This window comes from Paenibacillus sp. Z3-2 (assembly GCF_054161325.1).
In genome coordinates this window covers 207,085-229,708 of sequence record NZ_CP096397.1, presented here as the reverse complement: position 1 = coordinate 229,708, position 22,624 = coordinate 207,085, and the positions used below count along the sequence as shown (strand labels likewise).

18 protein-coding genes are annotated in these 22,624 nt (G+C 47.8%); 4 read left to right on the top strand and 14 right to left on the bottom strand.

Annotated features, from left to right (window positions below; all coding sequences use genetic code 11):
- Positions 1–191 precede the first annotated feature (191 nt).
- From M1D71_RS01100 to M1D71_RS01035, 14 genes are all read right to left on the bottom strand, one after another.
- On the bottom strand, positions 192–1,250 hold the full coding sequence (locus M1D71_RS01100) for a Gfo/Idh/MocA family protein (RefSeq protein WP_458124914.1): 1,059 nt from the start codon (positions 1,248–1,250) through the stop codon (positions 192–194).
- Between the two features lie 256 nt (positions 1,251–1,506).
- Positions 1,507–2,373, bottom strand: coding sequence for a sugar phosphate isomerase/epimerase family protein (locus M1D71_RS01095; RefSeq protein WP_458124913.1), 867 nt, complete (start codon positions 2,371–2,373; stop codon positions 1,507–1,509).
- A gap of 104 nt (positions 2,374–2,477) precedes the next feature.
- Positions 2,478–4,247 carry a beta-galactosidase gene (locus M1D71_RS01090; RefSeq protein WP_458124912.1) on the bottom strand — a complete coding sequence of 590 codons (1,770 nt, stop codon included), beginning with the start codon at positions 4,245–4,247 and terminating at the stop codon, positions 2,478–2,480.
- Between the two features lies 1 nt (position 4,248).
- Positions 4,249–5,709 carry an alpha-L-fucosidase gene (locus tag M1D71_RS01085; protein WP_458124911.1) on the bottom strand — a complete coding sequence of 487 codons (1,461 nt, stop codon included), beginning with the start codon at positions 5,707–5,709 and terminating at the stop codon, positions 4,249–4,251.
- 6 nt (positions 5,710–5,715) lie between these two features.
- Positions 5,716–6,441, bottom strand: coding sequence for a copper homeostasis protein CutC (locus M1D71_RS01080; RefSeq protein WP_458124910.1), 726 nt, complete (start codon positions 6,439–6,441; stop codon positions 5,716–5,718).
- A 487-nt stretch (positions 6,442–6,928) separates the two neighbouring features.
- The gene (locus tag M1D71_RS01075; protein ID WP_458124909.1) at positions 6,929–7,120 is read right to left on the bottom strand and encodes a hypothetical protein; all 192 of its coding nucleotides are present in this window, start codon (positions 7,118–7,120) and stop codon (positions 6,929–6,931) included.
- Between the two features lie 187 nt (positions 7,121–7,307).
- The gene (locus tag M1D71_RS01070) at positions 7,308–10,091 is read right to left on the bottom strand and encodes a glycoside hydrolase family 3 C-terminal domain-containing protein (protein ID WP_458124908.1); all 2,784 of its coding nucleotides are present in this window, start codon (positions 10,089–10,091) and stop codon (positions 7,308–7,310) included.
- Between the two features lie 265 nt (positions 10,092–10,356).
- Positions 10,357–11,445, bottom strand: coding sequence for a low temperature requirement protein A (locus M1D71_RS01065; RefSeq protein ID WP_458124907.1), 1,089 nt, complete (start codon positions 11,443–11,445; stop codon positions 10,357–10,359).
- A 115-nt stretch (positions 11,446–11,560) separates the two neighbouring features.
- Positions 11,561–12,514, bottom strand: a complete 954-nt coding sequence (locus tag M1D71_RS01060) for a ring-cleaving dioxygenase (RefSeq protein WP_458124906.1) — start codon at positions 12,512–12,514, stop codon at positions 11,561–11,563.
- A 129-nt stretch (positions 12,515–12,643) separates the two neighbouring features.
- Positions 12,644–12,865: a DUF896 domain-containing protein gene (locus M1D71_RS01055; protein WP_458124905.1), complete on the bottom strand. Its 222-nt coding sequence runs from the start codon at positions 12,863–12,865 to the stop codon at positions 12,644–12,646.
- A 250-nt stretch (positions 12,866–13,115) separates the two neighbouring features.
- Positions 13,116–14,165 carry an SPFH domain-containing protein gene (locus M1D71_RS01050; protein ID WP_458124904.1) on the bottom strand — a complete coding sequence of 350 codons (1,050 nt, stop codon included), beginning with the start codon at positions 14,163–14,165 and terminating at the stop codon, positions 13,116–13,118.
- A gap of 48 nt (positions 14,166–14,213) precedes the next feature.
- Positions 14,214–15,008, bottom strand: a complete 795-nt coding sequence (locus tag M1D71_RS01045) for a TPM domain-containing protein (RefSeq protein ID WP_458124903.1) — start codon at positions 15,006–15,008, stop codon at positions 14,214–14,216.
- Entirely contained in the window at positions 15,005–16,036 is a 1,032-nt protein-coding gene (locus tag M1D71_RS01040; protein WP_458124902.1) for a TFIIB-type zinc ribbon-containing protein, read from the bottom strand. The genes M1D71_RS01045 and M1D71_RS01040 overlap by 4 nt, the downstream gene beginning before the upstream one ends.
- A 179-nt stretch (positions 16,037–16,215) precedes the next feature.
- Positions 16,216–16,923, bottom strand: a complete 708-nt coding sequence (locus tag M1D71_RS01035; RefSeq protein WP_458124901.1) for a PspA/IM30 family protein — start codon at positions 16,921–16,923, stop codon at positions 16,216–16,218.
- A 411-nt stretch (positions 16,924–17,334) separates the two neighbouring features.
- On the opposite strand from M1D71_RS01035, the gene M1D71_RS01030 reads away from it, so the two are divergent.
- From M1D71_RS01030 to pdxA, 4 genes are all read left to right on the top strand, one after another.
- Positions 17,335–19,017 (top strand): PrpR N-terminal domain-containing protein, encoded by a 1,683-nt coding sequence (locus M1D71_RS01030; protein ID WP_458124900.1) that lies wholly within the window; start codon positions 17,335–17,337, stop codon positions 19,015–19,017.
- Positions 19,018–19,182: 165 nt separating this feature from the next.
- Positions 19,183–20,169 carry a 2-keto-3-deoxygluconate permease gene (locus M1D71_RS01025; RefSeq protein WP_062837727.1) on the top strand — a complete coding sequence of 329 codons (987 nt, stop codon included), beginning with the start codon at positions 19,183–19,185 and terminating at the stop codon, positions 20,167–20,169.
- Between the two features lie 96 nt (positions 20,170–20,265).
- Positions 20,266–21,561: a four-carbon acid sugar kinase family protein gene (locus M1D71_RS01020; RefSeq protein WP_458124899.1), complete on the top strand. Its 1,296-nt coding sequence runs from the start codon at positions 20,266–20,268 to the stop codon at positions 21,559–21,561.
- Positions 21,558–22,559: a 4-hydroxythreonine-4-phosphate dehydrogenase PdxA gene (gene pdxA / locus M1D71_RS01015; RefSeq protein WP_017691213.1), complete on the top strand. Its 1,002-nt coding sequence runs from the start codon at positions 21,558–21,560 to the stop codon at positions 22,557–22,559. The genes M1D71_RS01020 and pdxA overlap by 4 nt, the downstream gene beginning before the upstream one ends.
- The last annotated feature ends 65 nt before the right edge of the window (positions 22,560–22,624 follow it).

Genomic DNA, 22,624 nt, shown 5'->3' with positions numbered 1-22,624 from the left:
TATCTCCAATCATTATGGACCCGGATTTTCCTCTTCTCTCCAGGAAAAACCGGGGAGAAGAGCGAGCGCATTGCTGCTTCGGATTCGTTCTGCACTTTCCGTTTTGGCGTAAACGGTTCGTGTAACTATTAAGGGGCGTAGTCTGCACGTCGTTGTGAGTGTGGTAGCATTTTCGTAGTGCAATGCTACTTTTACAGTGTGATTTCGCGGCCTTGGCGTGCTGATTCGTAGATGGCGCAGAGCATTTTCATGACCTCGACCCCATCCTCGACGGGGCTAAGGGTTTCTTTGCGGCCTTGTGTGCTGTCGATAAAATGGTTGATTTCATTGCGGAACGAGCCCATAAAATCGAATGATTTGAAATCCACCTGCGGCGTCATGTTCAAAATAGTGTTGAATTTCTCTCCAATGATCGAAATTTCCGGCTCCAGCTCGGCACCGCCTTTGTCGCCATATAGTTTGACCGAGGTCTCATCCGCTTTGGCATGAAGCGTGAAGCTGACGTCCACGAGCAGGCTCGCACCGTTCTCGAAACGAATCAGGGCATTCGCCATGTCCTCAACGGTGTTCTGCTCCGCATCATAGTCCGCTGCTTTGTAGAACGACAGATTGTTAATGTTCGAGCGGTTCCCCAACCGGTTGGACACGTTAGCGGAGACGGACTTTACCTTCGGTCTGCCCATCAGATACCAGCAGATATCGATTACATGCACCCCGATATCGATCAGCGGGCCGCCGCCGGAGCGGTTGATATCCGAGAACCAGCCACCCGGATTGCCCAGACGACGCAGACTGGAGGCTTTGGCATAATAGATCTCGCCCAGTTCACCCTCGTCGATAAACTTCTTCAGAATCTGTGCATTGTCGCTATAGCGGCGAACAAGACCGACCTGCAGCAGCTTTCCGCTGCGACGAACGGCCTTCTCTACTTCGAGCGCATCTTCCACCGTTTGGCAGAGTGGTTTCTCACATAACACGTTTTTGCCCGCGTCCAGAGCAGCAATGCTAATCTCCGCATGGGAGTCGTTCCATGTACAGATGCTGACGGAATGAATCTCAGGCAGTGCGAGCAATTCCTTGTAATCGGTAAACACGTGAGGGGCATTATATTGCTTCGCCACTTCTGCGGCACGTTCTGCATTCAGGTCACAGATAGCGTATATTTCAACATCCGGGTTACTGGCATAGGCTTGCAAATGGCAATCGGATATGGATCCGGCACCGATGACGGCGACTTTCAATTTGGACATAGTGCTGATTCCTCCATAAATAAAATAATTGAAGTTCTGCGGAGTAGACGTTCCGGTTGCGAATCGTTCTTCCGATCGCTCTTATCCCCAGATTTCTTTAATCCCCTTCTTGCAAAGGGGAAATCCGGTGATAAAGGCGCACGCTTCACTTCTTCAGAATCGATTTCGCCCCCTTCACTACCTTTCCTGACTGAACTAACTTTCTGTTTGAGCCATAAGTAACAAGTCATATTTCATTTAAAACAAGTACTCAGCCCTATGCCTCTTTCCATAAGCGGCGGACGTTATCCATGGCAATGCGTGAGGCGGTTTTGCAATCCTCCATGCCTTCAAATTCAACCGAGATATATCCGTCATACCCGGATTGTTTCAACACACGGAATACCTCAGGCATGTCGATATCGCCTTGGCCCACAATGGCACCGCGCAGGTAGTTGCCATGCGAGGTTTGGAACCACCCTTCACCGGGATTCCGGTAGGAAGGTCTCCAGTAGAAGTCTTTGGCGTGCACGATCGATGCGTACGGAATATTATTTTTTACGGCACTCACCGGATCTTCATCCACACAGAGGAAATTGCCGACATCCAGCGTGGTCTTGAAGTTGCTCCGCGCTGTTTCGTGTAGCAAACGCTGAATTCGCTCACTCGACTGCACATAGTACCCATGGTTCTCCACGCTTGTTGTAATCCCAAAACCTGCTGCATAATCGGCTATTCGCTGACACGCCTTCACCAGTACCGGCAGGTCGATCTCGAACTGTGCTACGGTTCCTTCTGATGCAGGGCGGAAAGCCACGTCATGACGCATTAGCTTCACGCCGAGCGCTGATGCCACATCCACATGTCGCATCACATTCTGAATCTCTTGCTCCAACGTGTCGGCGTCCTCTTGCACAACAAAGTTAGCGCCAATAGCATAATTGGAAATGTCGATCCCGACCTCTTTTGCCACAGCTTTAATCTCATCAATTAATTCCGGATTATCAATCAAACTGAATCCCATCGGAACAATCTCCACATGCTCCCCGCCCTGATCAGCAATCCAGCGAATAGCATCCGGCACGGTTAATTCTTTGCGATCCAGTGCTTGTTGAAGACTGTAGGTGCTGAGTCCAACTTTCATTTTCCCTCATCCTCTCCTGTAGTCGATGTCCATACCCAACGTATACCTTTTTCCGGCGGACACGACAATTGCCAATAATCGTTTGGCTCTACTTTTTTCCTTTTCTAACCCAAATCCGGTGTATCCGCGAACGTTACGGCCAGTTCAGACGTCTGATGGAGCTCGAATATCATGATTTCATTCTCACCTTCATGAAGGAGTGGAGCAGGTACATACAACGTTTTTTGCGGACCTTTATTCCAGTATCGCCCCAGGTTGAATCCGTTTACAAATACAACTCCCTTGGTCCAGTTATCCAGACGCAGAAAAGTATCTCTTACATCCGTGATATGAAACTCTCCTCGATAAAATGCTGGTCCCTGTACTTCGTTAATTGTTTCGCTAATCATATCGCTGAATTGCAAACCCGACAGATCGGTTAAGGGCAGACAATGAATCGTCCAATCATATAAAAATTGAAAACCATGCCGCACCCCCTCCGTAATCCCCTTCGGATCTCTCAGATACGGGCCATAGTTGATTCGCCCCATATTTTCAACAAGAATCAATAGTTCTGCGCCCTCTGGCGGCACTTCAAAGGATACCGACAATGTTGTATTGCCGCGTTCCAGAACACCCTGAAATTGCCCATCCACAAACACAAGCGCACGGTCACGCACCTCCTGAACCACCAGTTCCTGTCGCTCTCTGAGCCCGGATATCCGGGTCTGATAACCAATAAAGCCATAATCCTGACCCAGTTTCTCCATCGGTTCCGGATTCGTACGTTGTACCGGGACTGATATCCGGTCCAACTGCGCCAGTAATGATGCCTGCTGGGTCAACTCCACTCGCCCATAGGCGATGGTCCCCTTCGGTTCTGGGAGCACAAGCCCACCCATATCTTCGTTGCTATACCGAGCAATAAGATCACGCACCGCATGGAATTTCGCTGTCGGCTCCCCGGATTCACTAAGCAGTGAATCGTAGTCGTAACTTGTAATCGTTGGTTCGTATTGATCCTTCTGCTGACAGTTCGCCCCGTTGTAAAATCCGAAGTTCGTTCCTCCGTGGAACATATAAAAGTTAACCGAAGCTCCTGCTCGAAGCATCTCCTCAAACACACCAGCCACATCTGCGGCTTCTCGGGTATGATGTGACTCTCCCCAGTGGTCGAACCAGCCGTTCCAGTACTCCATGCACATCAAAGGTTCGTCTGCCTGATATTCACACAGCTTGGCGAACGCTCCCTCCGTCCCTGATCCAAAATTGACCGTAGCCAGATGCCCTGGCACTGATCCCGCTTGTAGCATGTGGTCTGTCGGTCCATCTGAAGTAAATAACAACACATCCATACCACGCTCCACCATGCCATCACGTAAATATCGCAGGTAACTCGCGTCATTCCCGAAGCTGCCGTACTCATTTTCAATCTGCATCGCGATGATCGGCCCGCCATTGGTGCTTAGCAGGGGCTTCAATTTGGGCAAAAGCACATCATAATAACGATCCACATTCGCCAGAAATTTTGCATCATTACACCGAAGATGGATGTCATCATCCGCGAGCAACCAGGAAGGCAATCCGCCAAACTCCCACTCGGCACATATATAAGGACTTGGGCGAACAATCACATGTAGACCCACATCTCCCGCAATGCGAATAAATCGTTCCAGATCAGCCATACCTTCAAAAGAATACTGCCCGGGCTGCGGCTCATGGACATTCCACGGCACATACGTTTCCACTGTATTGAAACCGCAGGCTTTCAACTTAAGTAGTCGATCCTCCCAATATTCGGGGACCACTCTGAAATAATGAATTGCACCCGAAATAATCCGAATAGGCTCGCCATCATACATGAATTGAGACCCTTTATACGTCAGCACGGACATTTTACACAACTCCTTGTTCGCTCAGATATATGCCTAACCCGGACAACGTAGGGTGCCATCTGGATTCATGAATGGTTAATCGTATCCTTCTCGATGTGACCTGTCGGAAACAGCAAATTCGCTTATACCCCACCACTGTCCCCGTGTAGAACGCTTCCCAACCACCATCCGCCCTCTGTGACTCCAGTGTAAAATGCTCAATCCGTTGGCCTGTCTGAATATGCTCCATCAGCACCACCCGGTCAAAAGATCGTTCCTCCTGCAAATCCAGCTCGATCCAAGCCTGCTCCGTTCCTTCGTTCGGACACCAATACGTATCCCTGTCTTCCGTCAGCACCTCCGATACGGCATGCTGTTCATCCATCGTCTCCGATGCTTCTACCAGCGCCTGCAAGGCCAAATTTTCCTGAAAAATGGTACGCAGCGAATCTCCCAATTCCTGTAGTCGCTCCACATCCCGTTCGTGAATGAGACCACGCGTATCCGGTGGCAGATTGAGTAAAAAGGTGGCGTTGCCCCCCACTGCGCCGTAATAGACGGAGAGCAGTTCTTCCAATGTTTTGACCTGATCATCTTCACTGGCATGATAGAACCATCCTGGGCGAATCGAGGTATTCACCTCGGCAGGGTACCAGATCAGTTGGTCCCCTTGGGAACGAATGACCTCTCGGCTTCCCAAATCACTGTCCTGCGTATTCATCTTTCTGGCAAACTCACCATCATCCACCTGCTGCGATTGCTCTTGAATCTTCTCATTATCCTGCATATGCGCTGGTACAACGCTCCATTCCGATTCCCGCGTATGTCCCGCTTCATTACCACACCAGCGAACATCCGGACCACATACCGAGATGACAGCTTCAGGCTGGAGCTCACGAATAAGCGCATAATATGCGTCCCAGTCATAGACCTGCCTTTTGCCATTTGGGCCCTCCCCACACGCTCCGTCGAACCATACACAGCAGATATCGCCATAATTCGTAAGCAGCTCGCGTAACTGTTGGAGGAAAAACTCGTTATACCTTGCCGAATCTCCGTAGGAGGCTTCATGCCGATCCCAAGGAGAAAGGTACACGCCAAACTTCAATCCACCCTCACGGCAGGCATCGGCGACTTCCCGAACCAAATCCCCCGCACCGTTCCTCCACGGACTGGCTGCAACCGTGTGCTCTGTAAACTGGCTGGGCCACAGACAGAATCCATCATGATGCTTGCACGTCAAGATTAGCCCATTCATCCCCGCAGCCTTGCATGCCTGCACCCATTGCGCTGCGCTCAGTTCAGAAGGATTGAAGATGACCGGGTCTTCCTCCCCAGTTCCCCATTCCCGATCCGTGAATGTATTTACCGTAAAATGAATAAACGCGTAGAACTCCATCTCCTGCCATCTCAATTGGCGTTCGGATGGGCTGACCTGTGCTGCGGCCTTAATCCATTCGGCTGGCTGCAATCCATGATTCATGGCGTATCACTCCTTCAAATCGTAGGGTTGAATGGCACGTAACAATTGCTGCTTGGCTTCTGCGACCATTTGTGGATCAATGGGAAGTTCGAAGCTACCTTCATACCGCACGCCTGATCCCATATGTATCTCTGTAATACCTGTTTGTTTTACAAGGGTTTGTATCCCGTCTATGGTTACCCCTGAGCCCGCCATAACGATGATATTCAATGCTTGCCCCAGTTCCTGAAGCTGTCTCAGTTCCAGTAAGGCTTCAGGGGCTGTCTGTTTCCCTCCTGATGTAAGCACGCGCTCCACAGTGCCCAATGTGCTAATGGCCTTGAGTACCGCCACCGGGCTTGCGCTCACATCAATTGCACGATGAAACGTAACGCCCAACCCCTGAGCTTCGGCCATACATAATTGCAAGGTTATGAGGTCCACTTCCGCATCTTCTGTAAGAGCACCGATCACGATGCCAGTGGCTCCAAGTTCCCTCGCCACGCGTATATCTCGAGTGATAGCGTGGATGTCATCTGTGCTATAGCGGAACGAGCGGCTATGTGGACGGATCATGACATACACCGGGATGGATACTTGGGACACCACATGCTCAATAACACCATAACTGGGGGTAAGCCCGCCTTCGGACATCGCAGACACTAGTTCAATCCGATCTGCCCCTCCCTCTTCAGCTGCTTTGGCATCTGCCGCATCCACAGCGATGACTTCCAATACAGGCTGTCTTTTCATAAGGGTCGCTCCCTTCATCCATATTAATCATAAGACGCGCTCAAATCAGAAATGCTTAACCCGCTTTCTCATCCGATCGTTCCAGCATCCATGGATATGATCGTACTGGTACACTACACCGCTCCATGACATAAAGGACCGACAAAGTGCATCATCAGTGCTCCTGCGGTCCTTCCTCATCATTATGGGCAACGGTCAGCTTCCAGATCGCAATCTGCAAAGGCTGACCTTCCTGAAAGATATATGGTTTGTCGGCAATGATCTTCATGAATGGATTCTCCTTTGTGACCGGAATAGGGATGGCAAATAGAGAGTGCAACGGACATCAGTACCATGTCTGATTGAATTTTGTTATTTTTGTTATCTATAATGTTATTATTTATTAGCAATAGTCTAAAACGTTAGGATCAGAACGTCAATACAAAAAAAAGACACCCGGAGGGTGTCTTCATGTCTCAGATAACCTTCTAGGTTATCCGAGCTTTTTCTATTTTTTACGCCGAGCCTTCGTCATTCGATTAAACATGATCAGTGCAGCAATCAACATGGCAATCATGGCAATATTACTCGCTGCTTCTTGTGTTAAGCCGAACAGAACTCCCAGGTTGGTCACCAAGCTTCTCACAATCAGCGCTACCACAACCAGCAGGATTGGACTCAAAAAATTATAATTTCTCATTCCTCGCAACACCCCTGACCCCATTCTTCAGAACTACGAATCTCATAACACTATCATAACAGTAGCTATTCTGTGTTACAACAAAGGACACCCGCGTACAGTGTCCTTTGTCATACCAACGTATTCTACTTTTGATGACAGAACAACCTTTCGATTGCTGTTATCACCTGATATTTCCGATTATCTTCTACACCTGCTTGAATTCGATCCAGTCAATCTGGAGGCCTGGTTTCGTGAAGTCCAGTTTCAATTCATACAGTCCTGCTTCAAGGTCTACTTTGACAAGTTTCTGTCTGATCCATTTGCCTTCCGTACCATTCGTTTGGATGGTAGTCACCAACTGGTCGTTCAGGAGCAGATTACATGCACTTTGAGCGAGTTCCGGCTCTGGGGACATGATCTGTACGATAATCCGGTAATGGCCTGCCTCGTCCACTTTCATGTAGACAGGTTCAGTTACTGCAGGTTTCACCTGTGCGTTCTCAACCAGCGCCTGAGCTTGTGCAGCAGATAGGGAGGCATTCGCTTGGAACGAAGCGACGTTCTCCACGATCTCGTGTTTTCTGCCGGACACCGGTGCATTCATGATGAACTTGCAGATGTTGATTGCCGAGCGTTGCAGCTCTCCACGAGTCAATGTTCCATTTTCCAAAGATTCAATCGTGTTATCGTCCCAGCCGTTGATCTCTGCGCCGTAGTTCGGTACAACCATGTAGAGATCATTCTGGGCACGGATCATCCAGTTGGTATATTTGCGATCAGCCTCTCCGCCTTCGGTCACATCATTCATAATGGCCCACCAGTCCGTCATTACGATACCCTCAAAGTTCCATTCTCCGCGTAAAATCGTGGTGTTCAGGTCGTAATTGGATGCCGCCCAGTGCCCGTTAACCGGGTTGTAGGAGGTCATGATAGAGTTCGCTCCGCCTTCTTTTACAGCGATTTCGAACCCTTTCAGGTAAATTTCACGCAGTGCACGCTCAGAGACAACGGCATCTACTTTGCTACGGTGTTTCTCTTGATTGTTGCAGGCAAAGTGTTTCAGTGTGGCATTGGAACCACCCTTCATAATGCCTTTCGTACATGCTGCCGCAAATACACCCGAGATCAGTGGATCTTCGGAGAAGTATTCAAAGTTCCGGCCATTGAGCGGGCTCCGGCGGATATTGAGTCCAGGTCCGAGCAGGGTATCCACCTGATTTCTCAGCAGTTCCTGTCCTTCCATCACATACAACTCTTCAACGAGATCCTTGTTCCATGTCGCCGCAAGCAACGTACCAATGGATACCTGTGTTGCCTTCTCGCCACTATCCATACGAATACCGGACGGGCCATCTGCCGTACATGCTACCGGAATACCGTAGTTGAACAGGCTGTCGCTGACACCACCAAATGCGGATGCCGTCCCTGAAGTAACGAGCGGGCTGCTCATGCCTTCGCCTCGGATAATTGCCGCCAGATCCTGATCACTTAGTTGAGCGATGAAGGCTTCCAGACTCACTTTGCCAGCCTTAACGTCACTCAGCTTGTATCCCTGATTACCCGTCTGCTCCAGCGTTTGCGGGAGATTCTCTTCAATTCGGTTCGCCATGGATACCTTACGCTTCGGCACTTCGGAATAAGTCAGTTCATATGATCCATCTTCCTTGCGAAGACCTGGTTTCATCCGTGTAAAGTCTTCGGTTGGTGCCATCGCTTCTTGCAGTTGCTCCACCAATTGAAGGGATTCGATAACATATCCATCCTGGCCATCGATGCTGATGTGCTGCACTTGTTTCACGCTGGTTCCTACATGCAGTCGGTATGTGCCTTCTTCTAATACGTACGCGGAAGTAAGACCTGTAACACCCGCATCATCATAGGATGCCATGGCATGAATCGGGAAGCTGATCGTCAGAAGTTCTGACTCGCCCGGCTGCAACAATCCTGTTTTGCCAAAAGCCACCAAAGCCTTCACGGGTTGTCCCAGTTTACCTTGTGGTGCTTCATAATAGACCTGTACAACCTCTTTGCCCGCATATGTTGTACCTGAGTTGGTCACATTCACACGTACTTCGATGTAGGTTTCGCCGTCTTTGGACACTGACTTTGCTTCTTCATGCTGGGTCAAAAACGTCGTATAAGACAGACCGTAACCAAATTCATACTGTACTCGCTCAGGTCGAAACGTTTCGAAATAACGATAACCTACATAGATATCTTCCTGATACAGGTTCTTGAACTCATTGCCGTAGTTGCTGGTCGAAGGGTAATCTTCGATGGAATATGCAATCGTATCTGTCAGTTTACCACTCGGTGTAACGTCGCCTGCCAGCACATCAGCAATCGCATTGCCACCCTCCATACCACCATGCCAAGAGTAAATTACGCCTTGGATCGGATGTAGATACGTTTCATTCAACCAGCTCATGTCGATGATATTCGAGACATTCAGCACGACAATTGTGTGTTCGAACTGCGAAGTGACTTGTTTCAACATCGCTTTCTCATCTTCTGTCAGTTGGTAACTTCCTGGCGCATCCGCATTATCCTGATCTTCTCCCGCTGTACGTCCAATCACGATAATTGCTTTGCTGGACTTGCTTCTGGCCTGTGCAACCAGTTCATCTGTCAAGGGCATTTCTTTCTGATTCCATGGCTCGGCCGCCCATACTTTTCCGCCATCATCGAATGGATTTTCCTCAATCCACTTTTCATAGACAGCTGCCAGCTCTTCATTAACGGTAATATTCTTTTTGCTGCGAAGACCATCTAGCAGATTCGTTGTGTACGCCACATGAACACTACCGCCTGAACCTGTACCACTGCGATAATAATTGACTTGAATTCGACCAAAAACTGAAACGTTTTCGTTTTCGCGAAGCGGAAGCACTTGGCCTTCATTTCTGAGTAAAACGGCTCCTTCTGCGGCAACCGTACGACTAAATTCTGCAAACCCTTCCAATGGAACTCCGATTTGATGTGTGCTCAATGATTTCCCTCCTGATTGTCATCCCCATATCTACGAATCGCTATATATAAAATGAACTAACAAAACGTACACTCATTTTATAAAAAGATATTCTATGATCTGGTAGATTCACTTGTACATAGTCTCATATTAACAGATTCTATAGAAGAAATTAAATTAGATTTGCGCTTAATCTATATTATGAAGGCTTGTCCACGATTAGTGGCATAACAAAAAGCCACGGACGCCTGTTGTCCGTGACTTTTCTTCATTTTAGATCACTACATCAAGTTGTAAGTTTCGCATACACCAGGAAGAATAACATCTCTTCGCCCATGATGACATAAGCCGGAACCCGATAGACCAGATCTACAAGGACAAATGCCACCAGCAGCCCTACCATCACCGCCAGATGACGCGGGCCGAGTCGTAGGTGTGCAGGTCTGTAACGATGGAACACAAGGGAGGTCGACAAGAAATACAGTAGCGCTGATCCAAATACAAACCCCAGCATGAACACATAGTTTAGCTGATTCTGATACAACAGTTGAATAGACGCGGCGATCATGCTCATGGAGATGTAGATGAACAGATGTCCGTATATAATCGCTTGCCCGGCAGTCTGAATCTCTTTGCTGACCTTTTTCTCCACGTTGTCGAAGTATTGCCACCATATCGCAATGACAAATATGGACGTAAAGGCGGCAAATAGAATGGATTCCATATCCCAATGATCAGCTTGCAGGACTGCGATAATACTAACTACCGATTCACCCAGCAGGATGAGTGTAAAGAGCGCAAAACGTTCCAACAAGTGATGGGTCTGAACTGGTACTTTCACCAGATTTTTGCGTCCGATCAGCGGAAGGACGATGTCCACAGCAATCCCCGCATACAAAATCACGTAGCGTAACCAGGAATCGAAGAACAATGAACCTGATGAGATCAATATCCCAATGAGGAAACAGATACCCAAGTAACGGGCCGCTTGCTGTTGATGTTCGCCTTTTGACTTGTGAGCCGTCAGATACTGAATGGCCGTAAACGCCCGTGAACCGATATAACCCACGAAGAAGGACAGGTAATATTGGTCAAAATGGGTAGAGAGACTCGCCGTCATAACCATAACGGACAGGAGCTGAAGGATGAGAAATATTCTATGGATCAGGATGTCTTGCCCATAACGGTTAATAAACAAGGTCTGACCGACCCATGCCCACCAAACAGGGATAAAAATAAGCACAAACTTCATTAAATATTCAAACGTAATTACTCCGTGTTCGGCATGCAACAAGACATGACCCGCTTTGGCGACCGCTGCTACGAAGAGCAGATCGTAAAACAGCTCCAGCCAGGTAACCTTTTTCTCCATCATCCTTCAATGCTCCTTTAACTTCCTCATAATACGACTCATGTTGCTCACCCAGTTACCTACTCGCTGACCTGGTGACGCGCCCAGAGGAAAAGCTCTGAGCGCCATCTACCTTACTTCATTGTACTGTAGCAGGTACGAGCGTTCTTACCACGATTGGTTGCAGATTGTCCTCAATTTGAGGGCGGTATTTCTCGAACCACTCAGGCAGCATCAATTTTTGTCCAAGCGAATCAGCAGGTTCATCTTTGGCAAAGCCAGGAGGATCTGTAGCAATTTCGAACAGGATGCCGCCAGCTTCTCTGAAGTAGATTGCGTTAAAGTACTGACGATCCCGAACTGGAGTAGGTTGGTAGCCATATTCGCGTACAGCTTCACTCCACTGTGCATGCTCCTTATCGTCTTTGGCGCGCCATGCAATATGGTGCACTGTTCCTGCGCCGCCCATGCCGAGAGCCATGCGGGTCACCGGAACATCTACGACATTACCGATATCCCCGCTGGACCGGAAACGGGCATACTCCTCATTTTCACTCACTCTGATGAATCCCATGATTTTCTCAAGAGCATCCATCGTTCTTTGCGGGTTAATACTGAACAGGACAGCACCACCGAAGCCTTTGATTGCTTTATCTGTTGGATTTCCTTCATGTGCCCAAGTGCTGGCTGCTCCCTCTTCCCGTTCAACAAGCTCCAGCCGCAAGCCTTCGCTATCTTCGAATTGAAGCAGCTCCTCATTGAAGCGACTTGTCTTGGTTACCTCAATGTTATACTGTTCCAGCCGGTTCTGCCAGAAGCCCATCGACCCAGGAGGAATGACATAGGAAGTGATGCCGACCTGACCTCCGCCAATTATGCCCCGTGGTGATCCAGCAGATGGGAAGAAGGTGATGATAGTACCTGGGCTTCCGTGTTCATCGCCAAAATACAGATGATATACATCAGGTGCATCGAAGTTGATTGTTTTTTTCACGAGACGAAGTCCCAGAACTCCGGCATAAAAATCAACGTTGGCCTGTGGATCGCCTGCGAAAGCTGTAATATGGTGAATACCTGCTGTTTGAATAGTCATGATTAATTCCTCCTTGGTTTGGTAAGCATGTTTTGAATTAATTAGGTATCAGTGTAATTTGATTTTGATTATTTATAGTAATTTGTATTATCTTTAAATTAAGATTTATGATCGTTTGAAGTCTAGTTATTATTTTTGAGAAGCCTGTTCCTGTCTCAATTTGTCAGGAGTCACGTCATCGCCGTTCGGATCATAGATGGTTACATTCAGCAGAATATCGTTGATCGAACCGCGAAAGGTTTGCAGATATTCCTGACGAAGACGAATCTGTTCCGCTTGCTCCATCTCTGTCAATCCGCCCTCTTTAGCTTTTCTTGAAAGTTCATTTATTCTGGTCAATGTTGGGATCATCTTGATCTCTCCTCGTGTAATGGATTAAAGATATTTGTTTTTGGTTGTTATTTATATTCAAATTAAATATCTTAAGTTAAAGATAAATGAGTGATCGGTTGTCAACTCTTCTATCAAAATTAAATTATGAATCCGTTCCTCTGCTCTCCGCCATGTTGCTTTAACTATGAGTCGACAAAAAAAAGGGCTAGCTCCGCAATATCTCAACTACTGCTGGACTAGCCCTTCATTTATTTATTTATTTATTTTATTAGCCCAGCTTCTGACCACAGTTTGGACAGAAGTTGGCTCCTTCATTTTTGGCTCCACAGTTCGGGCAGAAGTTTGGCTTCTTGTTACCTTCTGTAGATGGAGAGTTACCTGAATCACCGTTGCTATTTCCCGCTGGCTTCTGGTCGGCATTCTGGTTCGATGACGCATTGGAATTGTTGTTCTGGTTCTGGTTTTGGCCTTGGTTCTGGTTCATGTTCTTCATCATTTCATTGGCCATGTTCATCCCCATCATCATACCCGCCATATCCGAAGCTGCGCCGCCGCCTTGTACTTTACCGGATGAGATGCCATCTGTCATGCTGACCTGCTGATACTTCTGCAGATTACCAATCATCTCATGCGAAGCGGTCTTCGTAATCATATCCTGAATCTCTTTCGGATAATTGAAGCTCATCACCTGAAAACCGGTAATTCCAATGCCGATGTCCATCATCTGCATATCCAGATCTTCCTGAATACCCTTGGCAATATCCGATGCATTGGCCTGCAGGTTGAACATATCCTTCCCTTCACGGCTAATCCACTTCATTAGAAGCTGATCCAGCACGGAAGTGATTCGGATTTTGACATCCTCTACCAGATAACTCTGTTTGATGCCTGCAATCTTATCAATCAGGGTCACATAGTCACTCACTTTAAAATTAAATGTTCCGTTGGCCCGAATCGGCATTCCGCCCGGGAGCTGTGGTGTCGGAATCAACACCGGACTTTGTGTGCCCCAGCGCACGGTGAACTCTTTTGTGTTTACAAACAATACTTCGACCCGCATGCCGCTGTTGAATCCGAATTTGAATCCTTTTAATGTAGAAAGGAATGGGATAATCTCGGAATCGATATTAAATGATCCTTCGTCCTCGAAAATCCCCTCCACTTTACCGTTATTCAGGAAAATGGCGTCTTGACCCGAACGGATGATCAGTTTACTCCCCTTCTTGATCTCCCGGTTGCTCCACTTCCAAAATATCATGTCATCTCTGAACTCTTCCCATTCCACCACATTCGAAAATTGATTTCTGAAAAACCCCATACTCGTTCCCATCCCTTCTAATTAAAAAATCCGCATACGCATTAGTGACTAGAACGAACCTCTACTTCCACTGTGTGAGTGACCGCCTCGGGAGGTACCGCCGCCGCCGCCTCCATTGTTATTGTTCTTCTCGATCTTGCGCTTGGTTACGGTTGTACGGATATAACGATCCTGACGATCAATTACACTGGAATTGCTTGAATCCTCATAAGTCGCACGATTGACCGTGACACGTCCCCCGGAACGATAAGTCATAACACCAACAAAAATACCCCCAAGAACCACCGATACTCCTAACTGAAACCAACCGTTGAACAAGATATTGTTTGGATTCACACCAGGTTCATACCCCATATATTTGTAAGAGAGCTCAATATATTTCTCAAATGCGAGTTTATAATTCCCACTGGACAATTCAGAGGTAATCCGGGTACGGATAGAATCAAGCCGCTCATCGTCCAGATACTCTTTTGCCTTATAAAATCCAGCCAGATACACTTCGCGATTATTCATGTCCATCGTCAATATGACAGCATTGCCATGTTCTTTATCGTATCCTAGCCCCTGCTCATCATAAAAATCTTCAGTTAAGAGCATAACATCCTGATTCTCAACATTATTTGTTGTCAAAATAACAAAGTCCGTCTGCCGTTCGGCACCATACTGATTCGCCAGTGCATTCAGTTCACTTATCTCCTGCTCACTTAGCAGGTTGGCCTCATCGTAGATGAGATTTTTGCTCTCCGCTGCGGATGCCGATGACATGGGAATCAACGGAGCAACAAGGGTTATCATAAGTAAAATGAGCGTAGCCATCACTGCCAGAGGGGTTCTTTTTCTCATAAGAATCCACCTCCCATCATCCAGGAAACCAACTTCAGTGACAACAACGAGACCGCAGAGACCCCTGCGAACCATCCAGCCACTTTGGCTTTGCTGATCGGCGGTTTGCCGACCACCTTACCTGTCTGACCATTCATGGCAAACGTGTACTGTGCCCGATTATAGTCATAGTTGACCATCCACACGGGGAGCAGCACATAATCCGCATTTTTGAGTGTGGTATCAATCTGTTTGTCCGTGTAGCTCACACTGCTATAACCGGATACGGTTGAAGCAATATAAGAATCAATGTAAGATCTCGTCTTATCCTTGGCCCGTGGGAAAAGTTCCTCGTCTGTATAACTGTATTTTTCCGCAATATACCCTGCCAGATACGGGGTCTTGAACAATTTCAGCTGATTATATGGAAAAGGCTCCAGCTTATCCATTAGTTCATCCTTCATTTTCTCCGATGCATCAATGGGCAGATTCACGTAATTCAGCCGAATTCTGCGGTATATATCGAAATGCTGTGTTTCCGTGTAATGGTAGTCGCCCTGGGTGTAAGATCTGACCTTGGTGCCACGACCATGCACTTCGATTTTGTTATGTAACTCGTACAACCAGAACGGCACGTACATGCCGGTAATGCTCTGAATCCGATCGGCGGACATGAAGCCACTTGGCGTTAAGAGGCCGTTTCTGCACCACTTTTTGAATGCCTGCTTGGCTTGATCCTTGTTAATGGAAAAGGGAATCACCATCGCGGGGGCTAGATTGCCCGTCAGTCGATCACTCAGCACAACCGCTGCACCGCAGAAACTGCAAGTCGTCGCACTGGTCTCCGGCTCTGTCACGATGTCAGCTCCGCAGCTGTTACAGTGGTATTCCTTAACCTCATTCTCCGTGAACACCTGTCTCTTCAAGGGATCTGGAATCTGCTCTATGTTGTCCTGACGGCCGCAGCTGGGACAGGATAATGCGCCTGACACACTGTCAAAGATCATGCCACTGCCACAGTTCGGACATTTATATTCAATAACCGGCATTTGCTCACCTCAATGTTAACGAAATATGATTCTAATTGACACTGTATAACTTCGCTGGCAGAACAACCTTCCGATCGCTCTTAAAGGCGAAGTGTTTGCTTCCGATGCAGCTTTCTTTCAGAAAGCTTGTAGCTCCGCTTCTTCAGCTTATTTCTGCCCTCTACGTTGTAGTGTACAAGTTAAACTCCCTTCTTCAGCTTTTCCTGGATCGCTGCGAGTTCTTCCTCTGCACTTGGCGACGCATTCTCATTATTACCCGCATCCGCGTTCATTTCCCTCTCCAATTGAGCAATTAATTCGTCCAAATCATCTTCCTGTGCTCCAGCGCGAAGTTCTGCCAAAGCCTCTGCTTCGTTCAGCGCCTGGTTCGCCTTGTCTTCCATCGCTTTCAGTGCAGCATCAGTTCTGCCCGCAGATGCACTCCGTTCATTGGCCTGTTGCTGTGCCTTCGCATCTGCCATTCGACCTTTCAGTTCTTCATGCCGTGCTTCCAGTTGCCCCAGATCTGCAACCAATTTATCATTCATATGCTTCATCATCTTCGCTTTGGCGGAAGCTCGCTCATAGGCAGCCTGTAATTCGTTCAATTTGTCAGCCAGCTTCACTTTCTTCTCCAGAAAACCACGTGCCTTGTCTTCGTCTCCCGACTCCGCTGATTTCTCAGCATACCGTTGCAATTTCTTGACCTCGGCGCTGCACTCATCCAATGCTCGCTTCGCCCGGCTCTCATCCGACAGCACCGCCGCCGTCTCCGCTTTTACCTGACCCAGATCACTGCTCAGGCTGCGCATATACTCATTCACGCTCTTCTCCGGGTCTTCCGCCCGCGACAAGATGTGGTTCACGTTCGCCTTCATCACGTCTCTAAACCTCGATAAGATTCCCATTACTTGTTCCTCCTCCGAAAAGTTCATATGTATACTATAATACATGAATACGGCGACATACGTTTCACATTTCACGATTGCAAGTGGAGTGAATACGATCCAAATCCATACTATAACAACGCAATATAAGAAAAGACGAGTACTTATAGTGTCGCCTCATGATCCTGTAAAAACACACAAAACGCGATCATTCCTTAAGATCTAATCCTTTTCTAACTTTAACAAATCCCTACCTGATCTATGGTTCAACCGGAAGGCCCCACTTCATCACATTCGACTCGAAGAGTTATGGCGACATACCACTTAGGCATTTTGCAAATATAACAGTGTTGGCTCCCCCCAAAGGTGCCATTCCTCCGCAAGTTGGCTATAATAAGGGGATCAATGATTTCTATAAAAGGCAGGAAAATTATGCGTACACGAGTTCACTTTATCGCTCCCTACCAATCGATGATTCCTATCATACAAGAGTGCATTCCTCGCTTTCCCCAGTTAGCCATTCAGACGGACGTGGGCGATTTGGCGAACGGTGTGGAATTAGCAACTCAAGCTGAGAAAAACGGTGCAGAGATTATCATCAGCCGCGGCGGAACGGCCCAATTGATTAAGAAAGCCGTGACCATTCCCGTCATTGATGTGCAGTTATCGGGCTATGATATGATTCGTTCACTTACACTGGCGAGCCAGTTTAACGGCCAAACGGCTATCGTTGGCTTCTCCAACATCACCTCTGGTGCACAATCCATTATTGATCTGATGGATCTGCCCCTCAAGGTCTATACCATACATAGCTCGGAAGATGTAGCTCGATTGCTCCTGGAGTTGAAAGCTTCCGGGTACCGTCAGATTGTCGGAGATGTGATCACCGTCAATACCGCGAAGACCTATGGTCTGGAGGGATTGTTGATCCAATCCGGCCAGGAATCCATCCTTAGAGCGATGGAGGATGCACAGCTGGTCTACCGTTATTTGAGCAAAAATCATGCGATATCGATCATCCTGAATGACCTGGTTACACAGGAACATCCGAATTTACTTATTTTAAATGAACGGAATGAAGTGGTGTTCGAGAACCTGACCGATTTCGAGAAAAATCCACTGACCGATAATCACATATATCTGACCAACACCAGCCTGGAATTCCATCAATCCCAGATCCAAAATGTGTTCATGGTAGACGATTACCAGCTCACGGTCAACGCGTATGAAACAACTCTGAACAACAAGAGCTACAAGGTATATATGCTGGAAAAAGGACAACCCTATGCCTTTGCACAATTCGGCATAACAACTTTTACGGATGCATCGATGGAGCCCATTGTTGCTGATTCCCCTGCCATGCAGGCGGTATTGAAGAACATTCGGGCACTCTACGAGAATCATGAACCGATCTATCTGCGGGGTGAAGCGGATTCCGGTAAATCTTTTCTGGTCAAACACATTCATCAGATGTACTCCGGTGGCGGACTGCTGTTACAGATAGATCTCACGCAAGTTCCGCCCGGTCATTTGCACAAGATACCACTCGCCAAGGTTCGAAATGTAGAGATTAATCATATGGAAGCACGTATGGAAGATTCGGAGCTGCTCTCCTTTATCCAAAACTGTCTTCAAAGCCAGATTGGGGTGTTTATACTCGGGGAGCAGGCATTGAACCCACAGTGGTCACTTGATCTGGAGCTTAATACGATTATGATGCCAAATCTTGCGGATAGACCGGAGGATCTGGCTCCACTGATGCAGCATTTCCTTACAGATTACTACCAGAAATATGGAACTACAGCGGTGAGAATAAAAGAAGATGCGCTACAGATAATTCGGGATCAGATCACGAATATGAATGTCAACCAGTTGAAGCATCTGATCAAGCAGGCTGCACTCAACGAACAGGATTATGTCATCACCACGGCTACCTTGTCCCGCTTGCTCGAGCAGCAACCTTCTTCAAGCCAAATGAGGTTGAATGGTACGCTGAAGGAGATTGAGAAAGAAGTTATTCAGTTCGTTCTCCAGGAGGAAAATAATAATCAATCGAAGGCCGCAGAGCGCCTTGGGATTAATCGAGCCACATTATGGCGTAAACTTAAAGATTAACTTTAAGTTTACGTCTTTTTTATCGCCTTTACGTGTTGCATTTTTAAACAGTTTATCATGCATTTAAAATTTACAATAATTTATTGTTGCTATATTAAACGATATGGGATAACATAATCCTGCAAGCGCTTCATAAAAACGATTACTTCATAAGGAGCTACTACTATGAACATTAAAGCAACTTTAGATCGTATCCCTGGCGGTATGATGGTCGTTCCCCTGTTACTCGGTGCAACCATTAATACATTCTTCCCGAATGCCCTGCGCATTGGCGGATTCACGGAAGCTCTCTTCGTTAACAGTTCCAGTACGTTGATTGCACTATTCCTGTTGATTGCGGGTACACAGATTACGTTCAAAACAGCAGGTTCATCCGTCGGCAAGGGCGTTACCTTGCTGGTCGTCAAGTGGGCGATCGGTGCAGCACTCGGTCTCGTTGCCATTCTATTTGCTGACTCAAGTGGATTATTCCTGGGTCTTGCCCCACTTGCCATTATTGCCGCAATGACCAACTCGAACGGCGGTTTGTACATTGCACTCGCTGGTCAATACGGTAAAGAAGATGACAAAGCAGCCTATCCGTTCCTCGCACTCAGCGATGGCCCTTTCCTAACCATGGTAGCGCTCTCCATTTTCGGTGCAATGGGCTTCGCCAATGGCATGTTCTCTCCTATGGCATTCGTTGCTGTATTGCTTCCGCTCATCGTTGGTGTCATTATTGGTAATCTGGACCGCAATCTGGCGGAGTGGCTGCACAAAGGCAGCGACAAACTTGTTCCGTTCTTCGCCTTCTCACTGGGTATGGGAATCAACTTCTCGTCGATCATCCAAGGTGGACTTGGTGGAATCATGCTTGGCGTTCTGACCGTTCTTCTCACAGGCGGAATTGGATATCTGTTGTTCAAAGCTATTGGCTGGAATCCCATCGTTGGTGCTTCCGAAGGTTCAACTGCCGGGAATGCGGTAGGTACACCTGCGGCCATCGTGGCTGCTAATGCTTCATTTGGACCTATTGCCGAGATTGCAACAGTACAGATTGCCGCGAGTGTGGTTACTACGGCCATCCTGCTACCGATCTTCATCGGGTTCCTCTCCAAACGACTGGAGAAATCAGGCGGAGTCGAGAAATACAATCAACGACCCACCACATAAATGGTTTTCACCTGATCTAACGTGCTCAATCTGTTTTTAATTGGTGATCTGAACGGATTTTCTATAAAAAGTGTGTTTACAAGGAGGGATGACTGCATGAAATTAGCCATTATTGCAGATGATTTGACCGGCGCCAATGACAGCGGGGTGCAGCTTGCCCGCCATGGCTTGAAGACCAGTGTACTTTTTAATATGGATGAGGAGCCTCTTACACGTTATGATGCCGTCGTCTTTGATACAGATAGTCGTTCCATATCCCCGCAGGAAGCGTATAACCGTGTGTATCGTGCAGCTGAATTGCTGACGAACAATGGATTTGAGACAATTTTCAAAAAGATGGATTCAACCATGCGTGGAAATATCGGCATCGAGATTGATGCCCTGTATGATGTCGTCAAACCTGATTTTATGATGATCGCTCCGGGCTATCCGAAAAATAACCGTACCATTCTGGAGGGTGTTCATTATCTGAACGGCGTTCCGCTCGCTGAAACCGAGATTGCGAATGATCCGAAGACACCTGTAACTCTTTCCTACCTTCCAGATCTGCTGAAACAGCAGACTAATTACGAAGTGGGCGAGATTACGATAGCTGATCTGGAAGTTGGCCAAGGCCACATTCAATCGAAACTAGACCAGTTTAAACAAAATAACATTCCGTATGTACTCGTAGATTCCACAGAAGAACGGCATCTGGAGATGATCTTGCAGATGACTCGCGAACTGGATTATACCTTTGCCTGGGCAGGGTCTGCTGGCATTGCCAACTACCTCCCTGCTCACTACGAGCTTGAATCCAAGTCTGCCGAACTCACGATACCAGAGAATCCGGGTCCCATCCTGACGGTTGTGGGCAGCGTGAACAAAAATTCCCGCGAGCAGTTAAAGCTGCTGCTGAAACAGACCCGCATCTCGTCCGTTTCTTTCCACTCCTTCAAGGCTGTATCTGCATCCGTAGACCGAGCAGAGGAAATGGAACGTGTATATGCAGAGGTAAGATCCAAAGCGCTGGAAGGACAAGATGTCGTCCTCTACTCCACCGCAGAACAAGTCGATATTGAACTGGCACGGGCAACGGGCGAAATGCGCGGTCTCAACCACACGGAAGTCAGCAATGAAATTGTACTCGCGATGGGTGAGATCTGTGCCAGACTGCTGGAAGAGGGACTTTTCAAAGGGGTATCCATGACTGGTGGCGATACGGCTAAGCAAATCTGTCTGAAATGGAATATTAGCGGCTTCGAGCTGCTGGATGAGCTTGAAATCGGCGTGCCGATCTCCAAGTTTATCGGGATTGATGATCTGCATGTGATTACCAAAGCAGGCGGGTTCGGTAAACCGGATGTCTTTATCCATGCGATTCAAAAATTAAAAGGAGGTATTCTCGTATGAAACCTACAATCGGAATTACAATGGGCGACGCAGCAGGTATTGGACCGGAGATTATTATGAAAGCACTGGGTCATCAAGAGATGTACGATCAGTGCAATCCACTCGTTATCGGTGATGCGAAGATTCTAGAGCGTGTGTTGCCAGTCATCGGCTCAAGTCTGAACGTTAACGCGATTCAAGAGCCTTCTGAAGCCAAGTATGAATTCGGTACTGTGGATGTGATTGATCTGAACCTCGTTCCTGCGGATCTGGAATATGGTAAAGTATCTGCCGTGGCTGGAGATGCAGCATTCCAGTTTCTCGCCAAAGCCATTGATCTTGCCAAAAAACAGCAGATTCACTCCATCTGCACCGCACCTTTGAACAAAGAAGCTTTGCATCAAGGCGGGCACCTGTATCCGGGGCACACCGAGATTTTGGCTGACCTGACGGATACGCAGGACTTCTCGATGATGCTGACCACGCCGAATCTGCGCGTTATTCACCTGACAACACACATGGGTCTGATCGATGCCATTGCGAGTATTAACCCGGAAAGAACCTACACCGTCGTGAAGCTTGCTCATGATACGTTGAAAAAAGCAGGCTTTGAGAATCCGCGCGTTGCCGTATGCGGAATCAATCCTCATGCCGGGGAGAACGGCTTGTTCGGTAATGGAGAAGAAGAAGAGAAACTGCAGCCCGGCATTGAACGTGCACAGCAAGAAGGCATTAACGTTGTTGGTCCACTGCCGGCGGACACACTCTTCTTCCGCGCTGGTCGCGGTGACTTCGATATCGTCGTAGCTTGCTACCACGACCAAGGTCACGCACCGATCAAGGTAATGGGCATCGAAGAAGGTGTGAACATCACCGTTGGCCTGAAAGGCGGCATCATTCGTACGTCTGTCGATCACGGTACAGCCTTCGATATCGCTGGCAAAAACATCGCCGATGATAAAAGTATGCTGGCTGCCATTCGCTCTGCCATTGAGCTGGCACCGAAGGACCAGGGATAACAGCAAGCGTCATTGCCGCACATAAGCGAGTCTGATCGTGAGATCATATGCAAACGTATTGGTGT